Raw genomic sequence first — 13,883 nt, 5'->3', positions numbered from 1 at the left:
GACCGACCGCCCGATGCAAGAAAAATCACGCGCGTCTTCACGGCCCGCTTCACGACCCTGTGTCCGGGGCGCAAATCGTCGCCCTTGACCGGGGTGCAATCGCTCGCCATGTTCCGCCGAAACAACCGGCCCGGCACGAGAACAATAAATTGGAAACATTAGCGACCCGCCTCGCCATCCTCCCCTTCCCTGAAATCGATCCCGTCATCGTCCAGATCGGGCCGCTTGCCATCCACTGGTATGGGCTCGCCTATGTGGCGGGCATCCTCCTCGGCTGGTTCTACGCCCGGCGCCTGGCAATGAACACCGCGCTCTGGCGCGACGACAAGCCGGCGATCACGCTGCAGCAACTCGACGACTTCCTGCTGTGGGCAGCCGGCGGCATCGTGCTCGGCGGCCGTATCGGCTACATTCTCTTCTACGATCTTGGCTCCGTGCTCGCCAATCCGATCCGCGCGCTGGAAATCTGGAACGGCGGCATGTCGTTCCATGGCGGCTTCCTCGGCACCACGCTCGCGATGATCCTGTTTGCCCGCAAGAACAAGATCGCCATCTGGAGCCTGTTCGACATCGTCGCCGCCGTCGTCCCGATCGGCCTGTTCTTCGGCCGCATCGCCAACTTCATCAACGGCGAGCTCTGGGGTCGCCTGTCGTCGATGCCCTGGGCGATCGTATTCCCGACCGGCGGTCCGTTCGCCCGCCACCCGAGCCAGCTCTACGAGGCCGCCCTCGAGGGCATCGTCCTGCTCGCCGTGCTTGCCTGGTTCATTTACCGTCGCCACGCTTTGAAGTCGCCAGGGCTCGTTACCGGCATCTTCGTGCTCGGCTATGGCCTGAGCCGCATTTTCGTCGAATTCTTCCGCGAACCGGACGCGCAGATCGGCTATCTTGTCGGTGGCTGGCTGACCATGGGCATGCTTTTGTCATTGCCGATGGCGCTCGCCGGCATCTGGGCCATTGCCCGGGCGCGGCGCGCAGCCGCCTGAGAGCGGATGGGGCAAGGGCGTGCCGCTTTTCCGGCCGCCGCCCGGCGAATTGGACGAAGGCATGACGACACCACTTGCGGACAAGATCAAGGCGCTGATCAAGGCCCACGGGCCGATCAGCGTCACCGATTATTTCTCGCTTTGCCTGGCGGATCCGGAGCACGGCTACTACCGCGTGCACGAGCCCTTCGGCAAGGAAGGCGACTTCACCACGGCACCGGAAATCAGCCAGCTCTTCGGCGAGATGATCGGCATCTTCCTCGTCCATGCCTGGCAGCAGCACGGCAAGCCCGAGGGTGCAGTACTTGTCGAAATCGGCCCTGGCCGCGGTACGATGATGGCCGACATGCTGCGTGTCGTGCGCCGTCTCGCCCCCGATCTCTACGCCTCCGCCGGCGTGCATCTCGTCGAGACCAGCGAGCGGCTGCGCAAGGTCCAGTCGGAAACGCTCGCCGCCCATGGCCACAAGGTCGAGTGGCACACGAGCTTCGAGACCCTGCCGCAGGGCTTTCTGCTGCTGGCCGCCAACGAGCTTTTCGACGCCATCCCGATCCGGCAATTCGTGCGCACCGCGCAAGGTTTCCGCGAACGCATGGTCGGGCTCGATGCCGATGACGAACTGACCTTTGCCGTCGGCGTTGCCGGCATCGATCCCGATCTCCTTCCGACGCCGGCCCAAGGTATCGCCGAAGGCACGATCTTCGAGATCGCGCCTGCCCGCGACGCAGTCATGTCGGCCCTGTGCGAACGGCTGAAGGTCAGCGGCGGCACCGCCGTGATCATCGACTACGGCCATATGGCCACCAGCTACGGCGATACGCTGCAGGCCGTGCGCGACCACGAATACGATCCGCCGCTGGCCAGCCCCGGCCGCGCCGATCTCACCAGCCACGTCGATTTCGAGCAGCTCGCCCGCCGCGCCAAGACGGACGACGTGCAGATCAACGGTCTTGCCCACCAGGGTGATTTTCTTGTCGGCCTCGGTCTTCTGGAACGCGCCGCATCCCTTGGCCGCGACAAGGATGCGCTGACGCAGGAAACCATCCGCCAGGACGTCGAGAGGCTTGCCGGCGCAGGCGCCGGAAAGATGGGCGAACTGTTCAAGGTCCTGGCCGTCAGCAGCCCGCCGGTTCCGCTCTCGCCCTTCCGCAAACCGAAGGCCTGAACCGCCACCGGACAGCACCCCTGCCGTTCGGGAATTGACAGCCCTGCCGTCGCGGGTCAACATCGCGGCGGCAAATCAAGAGCCAGTCGTCGGGCCGGAGCGCGCCCCCAAACCCATTGATTTTCCTGATAAAGCAAAGGCGAATATACCAATGCAGCATGACGCCGCGCTCTCTCCTGTGCAAAGCTCGCTCTTCAGCGAGAAGGCCGGACCGGCAATCGCCCATGGTTATTTCACCCGAATCGGCGGCGTTTCCGAAGGGATCTATAGCGGCCTCAATGTCGGGCTCGGCTCCAAGGACGAGCGCGCCCATGTCAACGAGAACCGCGCCCGCGTCGCCCGCTGGTTCGGCGCCGCGCCCGAGCGCTTGGCAACCGTGCACCAGGTCCATTCCCCAGACGCCGTGGTGGTCGACGAAAGCTATGACGGCGCCCGCCCCGAGGCCGATGCGCTGGTGACGGCAACGCCCGGTATCGTGCTCGGCGTGCTCTCGGCCGATTGCGGCCCCATTCTCTTTGCAGATGCCGAAGCCAATGTCATCGGTGCGGCCCATGCCGGCTGGAAGGGCGCGCTCGGCGGCGTGCTCGAAAGCACGATCGACAGGATGGTTTCGCTCGGCGCCCGGCGCGAGCGCATCGTCGCCTGCCTCGGCCCGTCGATCAGCCGCCGCAACTATGAGGTCGGCTCGGAGTTCGTGGATCGCTTCGTCGCGGCGAACGAAAGCTACGCCTCGTTCTTCCGGCCTTCGGAGCGCGACGGCCATGCGATGTTCGACCTGCCGGGGCTGACGATCAAACGCCTGGTCGAAGCAGGCGTTACCGCCGAGATTCTCGACATCTGCACCTATGCCGACGAGGAGCGTTTCTTCTCCTATCGGCGCACGACCCACAGGCAGGAATCGGACTACGGCCGACAGATTTCCGCCATTTGCATACGAGGGACCTGACATGGCGCTTCATTTTGCCCAGGAAGAATATGCAAGCCGTCTTGAGCGGCTGACGGAGAAGATGCGCGAGGAGAAGCTGGACGCGGTGCTGCTTTTCGCCCAGGAGAGCATGTACTGGCTGACGGGCTACGACACCTTCGGCTACTGCTTCTTCCAGACGCTGGTCGTCAAGAAGGACGGCTCGATGGTGCTTTTGACGCGCTCGGCCGACCTGCGCCAGGCCCGTCATACATCGAACATCGAGCGTATCGAGATCTGGGTCGACCGGGCCAATGCCGACCCGACCATGGATCTCAAGAACCTCTTGAGCGAACTCGACCTGCTCGGCTGCCGCATCGGCATCGAATACGACACCCACGGCATGACCGGCCGCGCCGCGCGGCTGATCGACCGGCAGCTACAGACCTTTGGCGAGCTGATCGATGCCTCGCATCTGGTCGGCCGCCTGCGCCTGATCAAGAGCGATGCGGAAATCGCCCATGTCGAAAAGGCCGCAAGCCTTGCCGACGACGCGCTCGATGCCGCCCTGCCGCTCATTTGCCCCGGCGGCAACGAGGCCGACATTCTGGCCGCGATGCAGGGCACGATCCTTGCCGCCGGCGGCGATTATCCGGCCAACGAGTTCATCATCGGCTCCGGCGCCGATGCGCTGCTGTGCCGCTACAAGTCCGGGCGCCGCCTGCTCGACAGCCAGGACCAGCTTACGCTGGAATGGGCCGGCGTCAGCGCCCACTATCATGCAGCGATGATGCGCACCGTCGTCATCGGCGAGCCGACCAACCGCCATCGCGAACTCTACAGCGCCTGCCGCGAAACGATCCAGGCGATCGAGATGGTGCTTCGCCCCGGCAACACCTTCGGCACCGTCTTCGACGTGCACGCCAAGATCATGGACGAGCGTGGCCTTGCCCGCCACCGGCTGAACGCGTGCGGCTATTCGCTCGGAGCCCGCTTCTCCCCCTCCTGGATGGAGCAGCAGATGTTCCACCTCGGCAATCCACAGGAGATCGAGCCGAACATGTCGCTGTTCGTGCACATGATCATCATGGATTCCGACAGCGGCACCGCCATGACCCTCGGCCAGACCTACCTCACCACGGCGGACACGCCGCGTGCGTTGTCGCGTTACGGCCTGGACTTCATTTCTGCTTAGGGAAATCCGCCTAGACTTGCGTTCGTACTGGCAGACGACAGGAGACGTTTCAGGAAACTGCCGCGAAGAAACGGACGGACGGTTTGAACATGCGAAAGCTCACCACGCCCATCGTAGCTCTTGGCCTCGCCATTGCGCTCGCCGGCTGCAACAGCACCGAGATGCTGACGCCACAGGTTGACGTCGGCGGGGGGACCTTCCGCTCGCCGCCGGTGACACAATCCGACCTCGACGCCATGTCCACGCAAACGGCTATGGCGCCGGTGCAGCGCGAACCCGTCAGCCAGACCACCGCCTATTCGCCGCAGCCTGCCCCCTCGAACACGCCGACGGCCTATGCCACCGGCGACGCGACCTATACGGACCCGGCCGGTACCTTCGAGGGACAGGCAAACCGGCTTGCCGCCGGCTCGGCGCCGGTCCAGAACGCGATCGAGAGCCGCCAGGCACCGGTCGAACAGGCGCCAGTCCAGCACACACCCGTCCAGCAGACGGCGGCCGCAGCCGAAGAAATCCAGAGCCAGCCGACCGTCGCCGCGCTGCCGAAGGCGAGCTCGGCCGCAAGCGGCACGATCCGCTTCCTGCCGATCATCGGCGCGCCTGTCCAGGCCGTGACACCGCTTTCCAAACAGCTCGGCGCCGACGCCCGCGCCCGCGGCCTGACGATCAAGGGCTCGGCCGACGCCAGCAGCGAGCATATCCTCAAAGGCTATTTCTCGGCGCTGAAGGATGGCGACAAGACGACCGTCGTTTACGTCTGGGACGTGCTCGATGGCAGCGGCAACCGGCTGCATCGCATCCAGGGACAGGACTCTGTTCCGGGCGGCGGCACGGATTTGTGGAGTGGCGTTCCGGCTACAACCATGCAGGGAATTGCGACGAAAACCATCGACGCGTATCTCGAATGGCGGCAATCTCAAGCCGGTTGACACAAAGTTTTTAGGATATTGGCCTTCGCGGCGCAGCATTCCCCTTGCATTCAAGTTCAGTCTCGCTAAAAAGCGGCCGATCAGCTCTGAACGGCGGCCATCCGCAAAGAATGACCGCGATTGGAATGGCTCTCGGAATCTGCGCGGAAAACACCGCTACCGGAAAGGTACCGGACGGTGACCGCGCCAGCTCAAGGCGGTCCGTCAATGAAGGTTTTCGCAGGTAATTCGAACCGGCTCCTGGCCGAAGCGATCTGCAACTATCTCAACCTGCCTCTCGGCAAAGCGACGGTACGCCGTTTCGCCGATCAGGAAATCTTCGTCGAGATCGGCGAAAACGTACGCGGCGAGGATGTCTTCATCATCCAGTCGACCTCGTTTCCCACCAACGATCACCTGATGGAACTGCTCATCATGATCGACGCGGTGCGCCGCTCGTCCGCTCGCCGCATCACCGCCGTGCTTCCCTATTTCGGCTACGCCCGCCAGGACCGCAAACCCGGTCCGCGCACGCCGATCTCCGCCAAGCTGGTCTCCAACCTGATCACCGAGGCTGGCGCCGACCGCGTGCTGACCCTCGATCTTCATGCCGGCCAGATCCAGGGCTTCTTCGACATTCCGACCGACAACCTCTATGCGATCCCGATCCTGGCGCGCGACGTCAAGGAAAACTACGATCTCAAGAACGTCATGGTCGTTTCGCCTGACGTCGGCGGCGTGGTTCGCGCCCGTGCGCTTGCCAAGCGTCTCGACTGTCTGCTGGCGATCGTCGACAAGCGTCGCGACCGTCCGGGTGAATCCGAAGTCATGAACGTCATCGGTGACGTGAAGGGCAAGGACTGCCTGCTGATCGACGATATCGTCGATTCCGGCGGCACGCTCTGCAACGCGGCCGAAGCGCTCCTGAAGAACGGCGCGACCAGCGTTACCGCCTACATCACCCACGGCGTTCTCTCCGGCGGCGCGGTTGCCCGTGTTACCTCGTCGATGCTCAAGGAACTGGTCATCACAGACTCGATCCAGCCGACGACCGCTGTCCAGTCCGCCCACAACATCCGCGTCATCTCGACCGCGGGCCTGCTCGGCGAAGCCATCAGCCGCACGAGCCAGGAAGAGTCGGTATCGAGCCTTTTCGACTGAGCTCGTCCGGAGCACACGAATTTCTTAGACGCCGGCGCCAAAGCGCCGGCGTTTTTCTTTGCGTAAAGCCGCTACTTCCCGAGTGCCTGCACCAACGGCTGGTCGACGAGGTTGTCGATGAACCAGTTGGGATAGACGGGCACCGGTACCGTCTCGGCATCGAGCGCCGAGATCTCCGCTTCCGTGAGCACCAGATCCGCCGCGCCGAGATTGTCCTTTAGCTGGTGCGGCTTGGAAGCCCCGAGCAGCACACTGGTCACCGCCTTCTTCGAAAGCAGCCAGGCGATCGCCACCTGGGCGACGCTCGCTCCGTGTTCGCCGGCGATGCCGCGCATGCGCTCCACCAGCTTGAAGCCCTGTTCCTTGTCGAAGGGCAGAATGTCGAAGCCGGAATAGCGGTTGTCCGGATCGCCGAGATTGTCGCGAGTGTACTTGCCCGAAAGGAAGCCAGAGGCGAGCGGGCTCCAGACGGTCAGCCCCAGCCCGTAGCGCTGCATCATCGGAATGACGTCACGCTCGACGTCGCGGCCGAGCAGCGAATAGTGCATCTGGCCGTGGGTGAAAGGCGCCAGCCCGTTGGCCTTCTGGATCTCGGCTGCTGCCGCCACCTTCCAGGCCGACCAGTTGGAAAAGCCGATGTAGCGCACCTTGCCCGAACGCACGACCGCATCGAGCGCTGAAAGCGTTTCCTCGAGCGGCGTGTGCGGGTCCTCCTTGTGGACGATGTAGGTGTCGATCCAGTCGGTTCCGAGCCGCTTCAGGCTTTCGTCGACCGACCAGAGAATGTGACGGCGCGACAGACCCGCCTGGCTGAGCGGCGTGGCGGTGCGGAACCCGACCTTGGTGGCGATCACCACCTCGTCGCGGCGGGATTTGAGCGCCGCACCCAGGATCCGTTCCGACTGGCCGGAGGCGTAGGCGTCGGCCGTGTCGAAGAAGTTGATGCCCGCATCGAGCGCCTGCCCGACAAGGGCGCCGGCAGCTTCGGCATCGGTCTTGTAGATCGCGTCGAGGCTGCGGTCGCCGGCGGTAAAGGTCATCGCCCCGAAGGCGAGGCGCGAGACCACCAGGCCGGTATTTCCAAGCGTCGTATATTGCATGTCGATCTCCATCCTCTGCGAGACAGGTTGCGGTTAAACAAACCATGCCAAAGTGGATTGCTGCGAAAAACCGTCACTCTCTTGATAGGCTTGGAAGAATTACTTCATAATCCCCAAATGGCGAACGACCCTTTCAACGGACTGAGAGAATTTCTGGCGGTGGCGGAGGCAAGCAGCTTTACTGCCGCAGCGGCGACGCTCGGCGTTACGCCCAATGCCGTGAGCCAGGCGATCAGGGCGCTCGAAGCCCGCCTCGGCCTCCAGCTCTTCGTGCGCACCACCCGGCGCGTTGCACTCACCGAGGCAGGCCTCGCCTTCCTGAAGCGCGTGCGTCCCGCGGCCGCCGAGATCGCGGATGCCTACGAGTTGCTCGGCGATTTTCGCGACCGGCCGATGGGCAATCTTAGGCTGACCGTGCCGCGCATGGCGATCGCTCTGGTGCTGACGCCGCTCCTGTCGCGCTTTCGCCAGGCCTATCCTGATGTTTCCGTCGAAGTCTCCATCGACGATGCGGCCGTCGATATCACCGAACACGGCTTCGATGCCGGCATGCGCATCGGCGAAGCGGTGGAGCGCGACATGATTGCCGTCCGGTTGACGCCGGATATCACCTGGGCCGTGGTCGGCTCACCCTCCTACTTCGTCAAGCACGGGCGGCCGTCAACGCCCGAGGAACTGACGCGCCACGAAGCCATTCGCTATCGTTATCCGGGATCCGGCACGATCTATCGCTGGGAATTCGAGCGCGATGGGCGCGACGTCTCGGTCGATGCTCCAGGCGCCCTCACGGTCAATGATTTTCAGATGCTCATGGACATGGGCGAGGCCGGCACCGGGCTTGCCTATCTCCCGGATCTTTCGGTGCGGGATGCCGTCACAAGCGGCCGCCTCGAACGGGTGCTTGAAGCCTATCTGCCGACATCGCAGGGTCTCTTCATCTATTTCCCGGCCAAGGCGCAGACGCAGCCGAAGCTGCGGGCCTTCCTCGACCTGGCGGCAAAAGTCATGCGGGAGCGGAAATAGTTCAGCGGCCTATCGTCCGCGGAAAACGACGGCGCAGGCCTCGCCACCGCCAAGGAGGCGCGAGCGTGTCAGGAAACGCCTCTCCCGTCCGTTGTCCAGCGAGAACATGCCGCCCCTACCCGGCACCACGTCGATGATCAGTTGCGTGTGCTTCCAAACCTCGAATTGGCTGGCGCTGATATAGACCGGTACGCCGCCGATCTCGCCGAGCTTCACGTCGTTGTCGCCGACGATGTAGTCATCGGCCGGATAGCACATCGGCGACGAGCCGTCGCAGCAGCCACCGGACTGGTGAAACAGGATATCGGGGTGATCCCGCTGGATTTCGACGATGAAGGCGAGCGCTGCATCGGTCGCCAGCACGCGCGGCTCGTCTCCGTCGGCTCCGGTCAGTTCCGTGGACATTTGCGCGCCTCGCTGTCGATCGCGGTCTATATGGGCCGGCTGAGGCGCGGGTGGAGAGCACGCCTCAGCCGTCGATCAAGCCGGAGGGAAAGGTGGAGAATACCGTCCCTCCGGCTCCTGTTGCCTTCCCCAGGCGGCGGGGAAGGCGGATCCGATCAGAAGAAGCCGAGCGCCTTGGGGCTGTAGCTCACCAGCATGTTCTTGGTCTGCTGGTAGTGGTCGAGCATCATCTTGTGCGTCTCGCGGCCGATGCCTGACTGCTTGTAGCCGCCGAAGGCCGCATGGGCCGGATAGGCATGGTAGCAATTCGTCCAGACGCGACCGGCCTGGATCTCGCGGCCGAAGCGGTAGCATCGGTTGGCGTCGCGGCTCCAGACACCGGCGCCGAGGCCGTAGAGCGTGTCGTTGGCGATCTCCAGCGCTTCTGCCTCGGTCTTGAAGGTGGTGACGGAGACGACGGGCCCGAAGATTTCCTCCTGGAACACGCGCATCTTGTTGTGTCCGCGAAACACCGTCGGCTTGACGTAGAAGCCTTCCGACAGCTCGCCCTCAAGCACGTTGCGGCCGCCGCCGGTCAGCACTTCGGCGCCCTCCTGCTTGCCGATGTCGATATAGGAGAGGATCTTTTCGAGCTGTTCGCTCGACGCCTGCGCGCCGATCATCGTGGCGCTGTCGAGCGGATTGCCCTGGCGGATCGCCTCGACGCGTTTCACCGCCCGCTCCATGAAGCGGTCATAGATGCTCTCCTGAACGAGCGCCCGGCTTGGGCAGGTGCAGACCTCGCCCTGGTTCAGCGCGAACATGGCAAAACCTTCGAGCGCCTTGTCGAAATAGTCGTCGTCTTCGGCGAGCACGTCGGCAAAGAAGATGTTCGGCGACTTGCCGCCGAGTTCCAGCGTCACCGGAATGAGGTTCTGGCTCGCATATTGCATGATCAGACGACCGGTCGTCGTCTCGCCGGTAAAGGCAATCTTGGCGATGCGCGGGCTGGTGGCGAGCGGCTTGCCGGCTTCAAGGCCGAAACCGTTGACAATGTTGAGTACGCCCGCCGGCAAGAGATCGCCGATCAGGTCAGCCCAGACGAGGATCGAGGCCGGCGTCTGCTCCGCCGGCTTCAGCACGACGCAGTTGCCGGCAGCAAGCGCCGGCGCCAGCTTCCAGGCCGCCATCAGGATCGGGAAGTTCCACGGAATGATCTGGCCGACGACACCGAGCGGCTCGTGGAAGTGATAGGCGACGGTGTCGTGGTCGATCTCACCGATCGAACCTTCCTGGGCGCGAATGCAGGACGCGAAGTAGCGGAAATGGTCGATGGCGAGCGGAATGTCGGCGGCCATCGTCTCGCGGATCGGCTTGCCGTTGTCGAAGGTTTCCGCCCGTGCAAGCAGTTCGAGATTGTCCTCCATGCGCCCGGCAATCTTCATCAGGATATTGGAACGCTCGGCGGCCGACGTGCGCCCCCATTTCTCGCGCACCGCATGGGCGGCATCGAGCGCCAGCTCGATATCGGCGGCATCCGAGCGCGCCACCTGGCAAAGCACACCGCCGGTCACCGGCGTCGTATTGTCGAAGTAGCGCCCGGCCACCGGCTCGCGCCACTGGCCACCGATGAAGTTGCCGTATTTCTGCTTGAACGGGCTTTCGACGATCTTCTGATGCAACATGGTCATTCCTCCCTGAGACCCAGCAATGGAGCTGTGAGAGGAAGGTGAAGTTGAATGCCGATCTTCGATAGAGCCGCGCGAGCGGCGGCACGGAGAACTGTTTCAGAATTGAGACAGCTTGGCGCGGGGGACCATGCTGCAACGCAACAAGCAAGAAGCAGAGCCAAGCGTTCGCCCCTCGCAGCGACTGATCAGTTGACCTGGAGCCGCTTCATCTTTCGATAAAGCGTGGCGCGGCTGATGCCGAGCAGATCGGCTGCCATGGAGACATTGCCGTTGGCGCGCGAGAGCACGCGACGGAGCGCCGCGCGCTCTGCATCCGGAAGCTCGCCGGCATCACCCGACGTATCTTCCCGCAGCAGATCGGAGGCCGGAACGCCGGCAGCGATGCGTTTGTCGTCGAGGTCGAGCCATTGCCGGGCCGCGCGGGTTGCGCCGAGCACCAGGTCGTCGCGGTCGACGGCGAGCAGCGCGGGGCCGGCGCGATCGACCGGCACCAGCACGATGCGGGCGCTCGCAAAGGCGCGGCGGAAAAGCCCGGCCTCGATGCGAGCGGCCGCATCGCGCACCGCCTGCGACAACAGCGACATGGTCATTTCGGAGGCGTCCGCGCGGCAGGTGGAGATATCGATGGCCGCAGCCAACCGGCCGAGATGGTCGCGGATCGGCGCCGTGGTGCAGCTGAGGGCAATATTGCTGCTGAGAAAATGCTGGTCGCGCTGGATGACGACGGCACGCTCGTCGGCGATCGCCGTGCCGATACCGTTGGTGCCGACGCTCGCCTCGCTCCAGACCGTTCCCGACCAGAGCCCGAGATCGCGGAAATCGGCATCGTCGCCGACGGCCCCGCGGCGTTCCAGCGCCACCCCCTTGTCGTCGGTCAGAAGCAGGCAGCAGCCGGCCCGGCCGACGGTCGCAAACAGCCGGTCGAGTTCACCGCCCGCCTCCAGGATCAACTCGGCCGACCTCTGCCGTGCAAGCTCGAACTCCGCGCCGGACAGTCGGAGCGGCTGGCGCCCCTCCTCGGGTGCCAGCCCATGCAGCGTCATGCACCGGCGCCATGAAGCCGCGATCGGCGAGCTTGCTGCGGCTGACGGCTGGTGCGCAACCTTGTAGACATAGTCCGAATGTTCCCTGACGGCAGCCATCGGCTTCCTCCCTGAAAGCGTCGTCCGGCGGAATGTCGAGACGGCCGATCTCCCAAGCGGGCCGCATCCACGGGGGCCACTATAGCCGTCGTTTTCCGCGAAGGTCCAGCCAGACGAAGGTTCGAGGCCCGGCACCCGTCAACGAGTTTGATCGGTCGATCACACCGCCGATATCGACAGAGCGCCCGAATGTGCTACGCGAAAGGATCAAATTGCCGCGACTCAACCTCACAACAGCCGGTTGCCGCCATGCTTCGTGACTTTTCGCTCCAGAGCCTGTTCATGGGCCTGCTGATCGCCTTCGTCGGCTTCGCCAGTTCCTTCGCCGTCGTGCTGCACGGGCTGACCGGCGTCGGCGCCAGCGAAGCGCAGGCCGCCTCCGGGCTGATGGCGCTGTCGATTTCCATGGGCCTCTGCGCCATTGTCATCAGTGCCGTGACGCGGCTGCCGGTCAGCATCGCCTGGTCGACACCCGGTGCTGCGCTGCTTGCAAGCGCCGGCGTCGTCAACGGCGGCTTCAACGCGGCGGTTGGCGCCTTTCTCGTCTGCGGCCTGCTCGTCGTGATCGCCGGCCTTTGGAAGCCGCTCGGCCGGTTGGTCTCCTCCATCCCGGCGCCGCTTGCCAATGCGATGCTGGCCGGTGTGCTGCTCAGCCTCTGCTTTGCGCCGGTCAAAGCGATCGCCTTCAATCCGCTTTTCGGCCTGCCGATCCTGCTCGCCTGGGCCCTCGTCGGCAGCATCAACAAGCTCTATGCGGTGCCGGCGGCGCTGATAGCCTTCGTGCTCGTCATCACCTTCGGCGTCGAAATCCCGGCCGGCGCCTTCTCTGCCCTGTCTTCGGCGCTGGTACCGACCGTGGAATTCGTGGTGCCGCAGTTCAATGTCGCGGCCATGATCAGCATCGCCCTGCCGCTCTTCATCGTCACCATGGCCTCGCAGAACATTCCCGGCATCGCCGTTTTGAAGGTCAACGATTATCATCCGGAACCCGGGCCGCTGTTTGCGACGACTGGCGTCTTTTCGATGTTAAGCGCCCCCTTCGGCGGCCATGCGGTCAATCTGGCTGCAATCACCGCCGCCATGTGCGCCGGCGGCGATTCCCATCCTGATCGCAACCGGCGCTACTGGTCGGCGATCAATGCCGGCGCCTTCTACATTCTCTTCGGCCTGCTGGCCGGGGTCGTCACCACTTTCGTCAGCCTTGCACCGTCGGTCCTGATCGAGGCGGTGGCGGGCCTTGCCCTCGTCGGTGCCTTCGCCGGCTCCGCCATGGCCGCCTTTACGGACGCGAAAACCCGCGAGGCCGCGGCGATCACCTTCCTGGTGACGGCCTCCGGCGTCAGCTTCGGCGGTGTTTCCGGCGCCTTCTGGGGTCTGATTGCCGGCGGGCTGATGCTGGCACTCGCACGTTTCACTGGTAAAAAGAGCTGAAGCCGCGGCAAAGCTTGCATTTGCAGGGGATCTCGTCTAAGGAGCGCCCGTCCGCGTAGACACCCTTGGAGGCAACGCGGATGAAGTCCTTGGGGCTTCAGTTCTTCCGCATGGCGGTCGAACTCTCCAGCATTAGACATTAGAAAGGTCTATCCATGAGCCACGCATCCTACGAGCTCAAGGCCGAGACGCGCGAACGGGTTGGTAAGGGGTCCTCCCGTGAACTTCGTCGCAACGGTCTTATCCCGGCTGTCATCTACGGTGACAAGCAGGCCCCCCTTTCCATCGCGCTCTCCACCAAGGAAGTGACGATGAAGATCCACGCCGGCGGTTTCATGACCACCGTTGCAACGATCGACGTCAACGGCGAAAAGATCCGCGTCCTGCCGAAGGACTACCAGCTGGATCCGGTTCGTGACTTCACGATGCATGTCGACTTCCTGCGCGTCTCCAAGGACAGCCAGGTTACCGTTGCAGTTCCGGTTCACTTCGAAAACGAAGAGAAGTCCCCGGGCCTCAAGGCTGGCGGCGTTCTCAACATCGTTCGTCACGACGTCGAACTCAACGTTTCGGCCAATGACATTCCGGAATTCCTGACCGTTGACCTCTCCGGTCTCAAGGTCGGCGACGCCATCCACATCTCCAACATCAAGCTGCCGAAGGGCGCGACCCCGGTTATCACCGACCGCGACTTCACCGTTGCAACGATCGTTGCTCCGGCCGGTGGCGTGAAGGAAGAAGCTGAAGGCGAAGCAGAAGCCTGATTGGCCTCTGGGTGACCGGCGAAAGCCGG

Annotated in this window: 13 protein-coding genes; 9 read left to right on the top strand and 4 right to left on the bottom strand. The window is 63.9% G+C overall.

Annotated elements, in window-relative coordinates; genetic code table 11:
• Nucleotides 1-149 precede the first annotated feature (149 nt).
• The 6 genes from lgt (at nt 150) to JVX98_RS27870 (ending at nt 6,319) form a co-directional block, all read left to right on the top strand.
• The gene (gene lgt / locus JVX98_RS27895) at nt 150-986 is read left to right on the top strand and encodes a prolipoprotein diacylglyceryl transferase (RefSeq protein ID WP_205238166.1); all 837 of its coding nucleotides are present in this window, start codon (nt 150-152) and stop codon (nt 984-986) included.
• Nucleotides 987-1,047: 61 nt separating this feature from the next.
• The gene (locus JVX98_RS27890) at nt 1,048-2,151 is read left to right on the top strand and encodes a class I SAM-dependent methyltransferase (protein ID WP_205238165.1); all 1,104 of its coding nucleotides are present in this window, start codon (nt 1,048-1,050) and stop codon (nt 2,149-2,151) included.
• 151 nt (nt 2,152-2,302) lie between these two features.
• A complete protein-coding gene (gene pgeF / locus JVX98_RS27885; RefSeq protein ID WP_205238164.1) occupies nt 2,303-3,097 on the top strand; it encodes a peptidoglycan editing factor PgeF in 795 nt (264 codons plus the stop codon).
• 1 nt (nt 3,098) lies between these two features.
• Entirely contained in the window at nt 3,099-4,250 is a 1,152-nt protein-coding gene (locus tag JVX98_RS27880) for a Xaa-Pro peptidase family protein (protein ID WP_205238163.1), read from the top strand.
• An 89-nt stretch (nt 4,251-4,339) separates the two neighbouring features.
• Nucleotides 4,340-5,179: a hypothetical protein gene (locus JVX98_RS27875; protein WP_205238162.1), complete on the top strand. Its 840-nt coding sequence runs from the start codon at nt 4,340-4,342 to the stop codon at nt 5,177-5,179.
• Between the two features lie 207 nt (nt 5,180-5,386).
• A complete protein-coding gene (locus JVX98_RS27870) occupies nt 5,387-6,319 on the top strand; it encodes a ribose-phosphate pyrophosphokinase (protein WP_034788749.1) in 933 nt (310 codons plus the stop codon).
• A 71-nt stretch (nt 6,320-6,390) separates the two neighbouring features.
• Here the strand turns inward: JVX98_RS27870 and JVX98_RS27865 are convergent, their stop codons facing one another.
• The gene (locus JVX98_RS27865; RefSeq protein WP_205238161.1) at nt 6,391-7,419 is read right to left on the bottom strand and encodes an aldo/keto reductase; all 1,029 of its coding nucleotides are present in this window, start codon (nt 7,417-7,419) and stop codon (nt 6,391-6,393) included.
• Between the two features lie 117 nt (nt 7,420-7,536).
• Here JVX98_RS27865 and JVX98_RS27860 point away from each other — a divergent pair, with 117 nt between their 5' ends.
• A complete protein-coding gene (locus tag JVX98_RS27860) occupies nt 7,537-8,442 on the top strand; it encodes a LysR family transcriptional regulator (protein ID WP_205238160.1) in 906 nt (301 codons plus the stop codon).
• A gap of 9 nt (nt 8,443-8,451) precedes the next feature.
• On the opposite strand, the gene JVX98_RS27855 is transcribed toward JVX98_RS27860, so the two are convergent.
• The 3 genes from JVX98_RS27855 to JVX98_RS27845 all read right to left on the bottom strand — a co-directional run bounded on the left by JVX98_RS27855 (nt 8,452) and on the right by JVX98_RS27845 (nt 11,659).
• Entirely contained in the window at nt 8,452-8,847 is a 396-nt protein-coding gene (locus JVX98_RS27855; RefSeq protein ID WP_192446902.1) for a DUF779 domain-containing protein, read from the bottom strand.
• Between the two features lie 155 nt (nt 8,848-9,002).
• Complete coding sequence (gene adh, locus JVX98_RS27850; RefSeq protein WP_205238159.1) at nt 9,003-10,511, bottom strand: aldehyde dehydrogenase; 1,509 nt, start codon at nt 10,509-10,511, stop codon at nt 9,003-9,005.
• A gap of 191 nt (nt 10,512-10,702) precedes the next feature.
• On the bottom strand, nt 10,703-11,659 hold the full coding sequence (locus JVX98_RS27845; RefSeq protein ID WP_205238158.1) for a helix-turn-helix domain-containing protein: 957 nt from the start codon (nt 11,657-11,659) through the stop codon (nt 10,703-10,705).
• Between the two features lie 249 nt (nt 11,660-11,908).
• Here JVX98_RS27845 and JVX98_RS27840 point away from each other — a divergent pair, with 249 nt between their 5' ends.
• Together JVX98_RS27840 and JVX98_RS27835 are read left to right on the top strand one after the other, a co-directional pair.
• Complete coding sequence (locus JVX98_RS27840; RefSeq protein ID WP_205238157.1) at nt 11,909-13,090, top strand: benzoate/H(+) symporter BenE family transporter; 1,182 nt, start codon at nt 11,909-11,911, stop codon at nt 13,088-13,090.
• 155 nt (nt 13,091-13,245) lie between these two features.
• Nucleotides 13,246-13,854, top strand: a complete 609-nt coding sequence (locus JVX98_RS27835; RefSeq protein WP_043618116.1) for a 50S ribosomal protein L25/general stress protein Ctc — start codon at nt 13,246-13,248, stop codon at nt 13,852-13,854.
• Nucleotides 13,855-13,883: the final 29 nt, after the last annotated feature.

The organism is Ensifer sp. PDNC004 (assembly GCF_016919405.1).
In the GTDB taxonomy this organism is placed as follows: domain Bacteria; phylum Pseudomonadota; class Alphaproteobacteria; order Rhizobiales; family Rhizobiaceae; genus Ensifer.
Note: the sequence above shows the minus strand (reverse complement) of the source record. Positions and strands in the feature narration are given on the sequence as shown.

Excerpts from the sequence above, each read along its gene's own strand:
- adh (WP_205238159.1), bottom strand. The coding sequence starts at position 10,511 with ATGTTGCATCAGAAGATCGTCGAAAGCCCGTTCAAGCAGAAATACGGC.
- JVX98_RS27840 (WP_205238157.1), top strand. The coding sequence starts at position 11,909 with ATGCTTCGTGACTTTTCGCTCCAGAGCCTGTTCATGGGCCTGCTGATC.
- JVX98_RS27870 (WP_034788749.1), top strand. The coding sequence starts at position 5,387 with ATGAAGGTTTTCGCAGGTAATTCGAACCGGCTCCTGGCCGAAGCGATC.
- JVX98_RS27875 (WP_205238162.1), top strand. The coding sequence starts at position 4,340 with ATGCGAAAGCTCACCACGCCCATCGTAGCTCTTGGCCTCGCCATTGCG.
- JVX98_RS27845 (WP_205238158.1), bottom strand. The coding sequence starts at position 11,659 with ATGGCTGCCGTCAGGGAACATTCGGACTATGTCTACAAGGTTGCGCAC.
- JVX98_RS27880 (WP_205238163.1), top strand. The coding sequence starts at position 3,099 with ATGGCGCTTCATTTTGCCCAGGAAGAATATGCAAGCCGTCTTGAGCGG.
- JVX98_RS27855 (WP_192446902.1), bottom strand. The coding sequence starts at position 8,847 with ATGTCCACGGAACTGACCGGAGCCGACGGAGACGAGCCGCGCGTGCTG.
- JVX98_RS27865 (WP_205238161.1), bottom strand. The coding sequence starts at position 7,419 with ATGCAATATACGACGCTTGGAAATACCGGCCTGGTGGTCTCGCGCCTC.
- JVX98_RS27835 (WP_043618116.1), top strand. The coding sequence starts at position 13,246 with ATGAGCCACGCATCCTACGAGCTCAAGGCCGAGACGCGCGAACGGGTT.
- JVX98_RS27860 (WP_205238160.1), top strand. The coding sequence starts at position 7,537 with ATGGCGAACGACCCTTTCAACGGACTGAGAGAATTTCTGGCGGTGGCG.
- JVX98_RS27890 (WP_205238165.1), top strand. The coding sequence starts at position 1,048 with ATGACGACACCACTTGCGGACAAGATCAAGGCGCTGATCAAGGCCCAC.
- pgeF (WP_205238164.1), top strand. The coding sequence starts at position 2,303 with ATGCAGCATGACGCCGCGCTCTCTCCTGTGCAAAGCTCGCTCTTCAGC.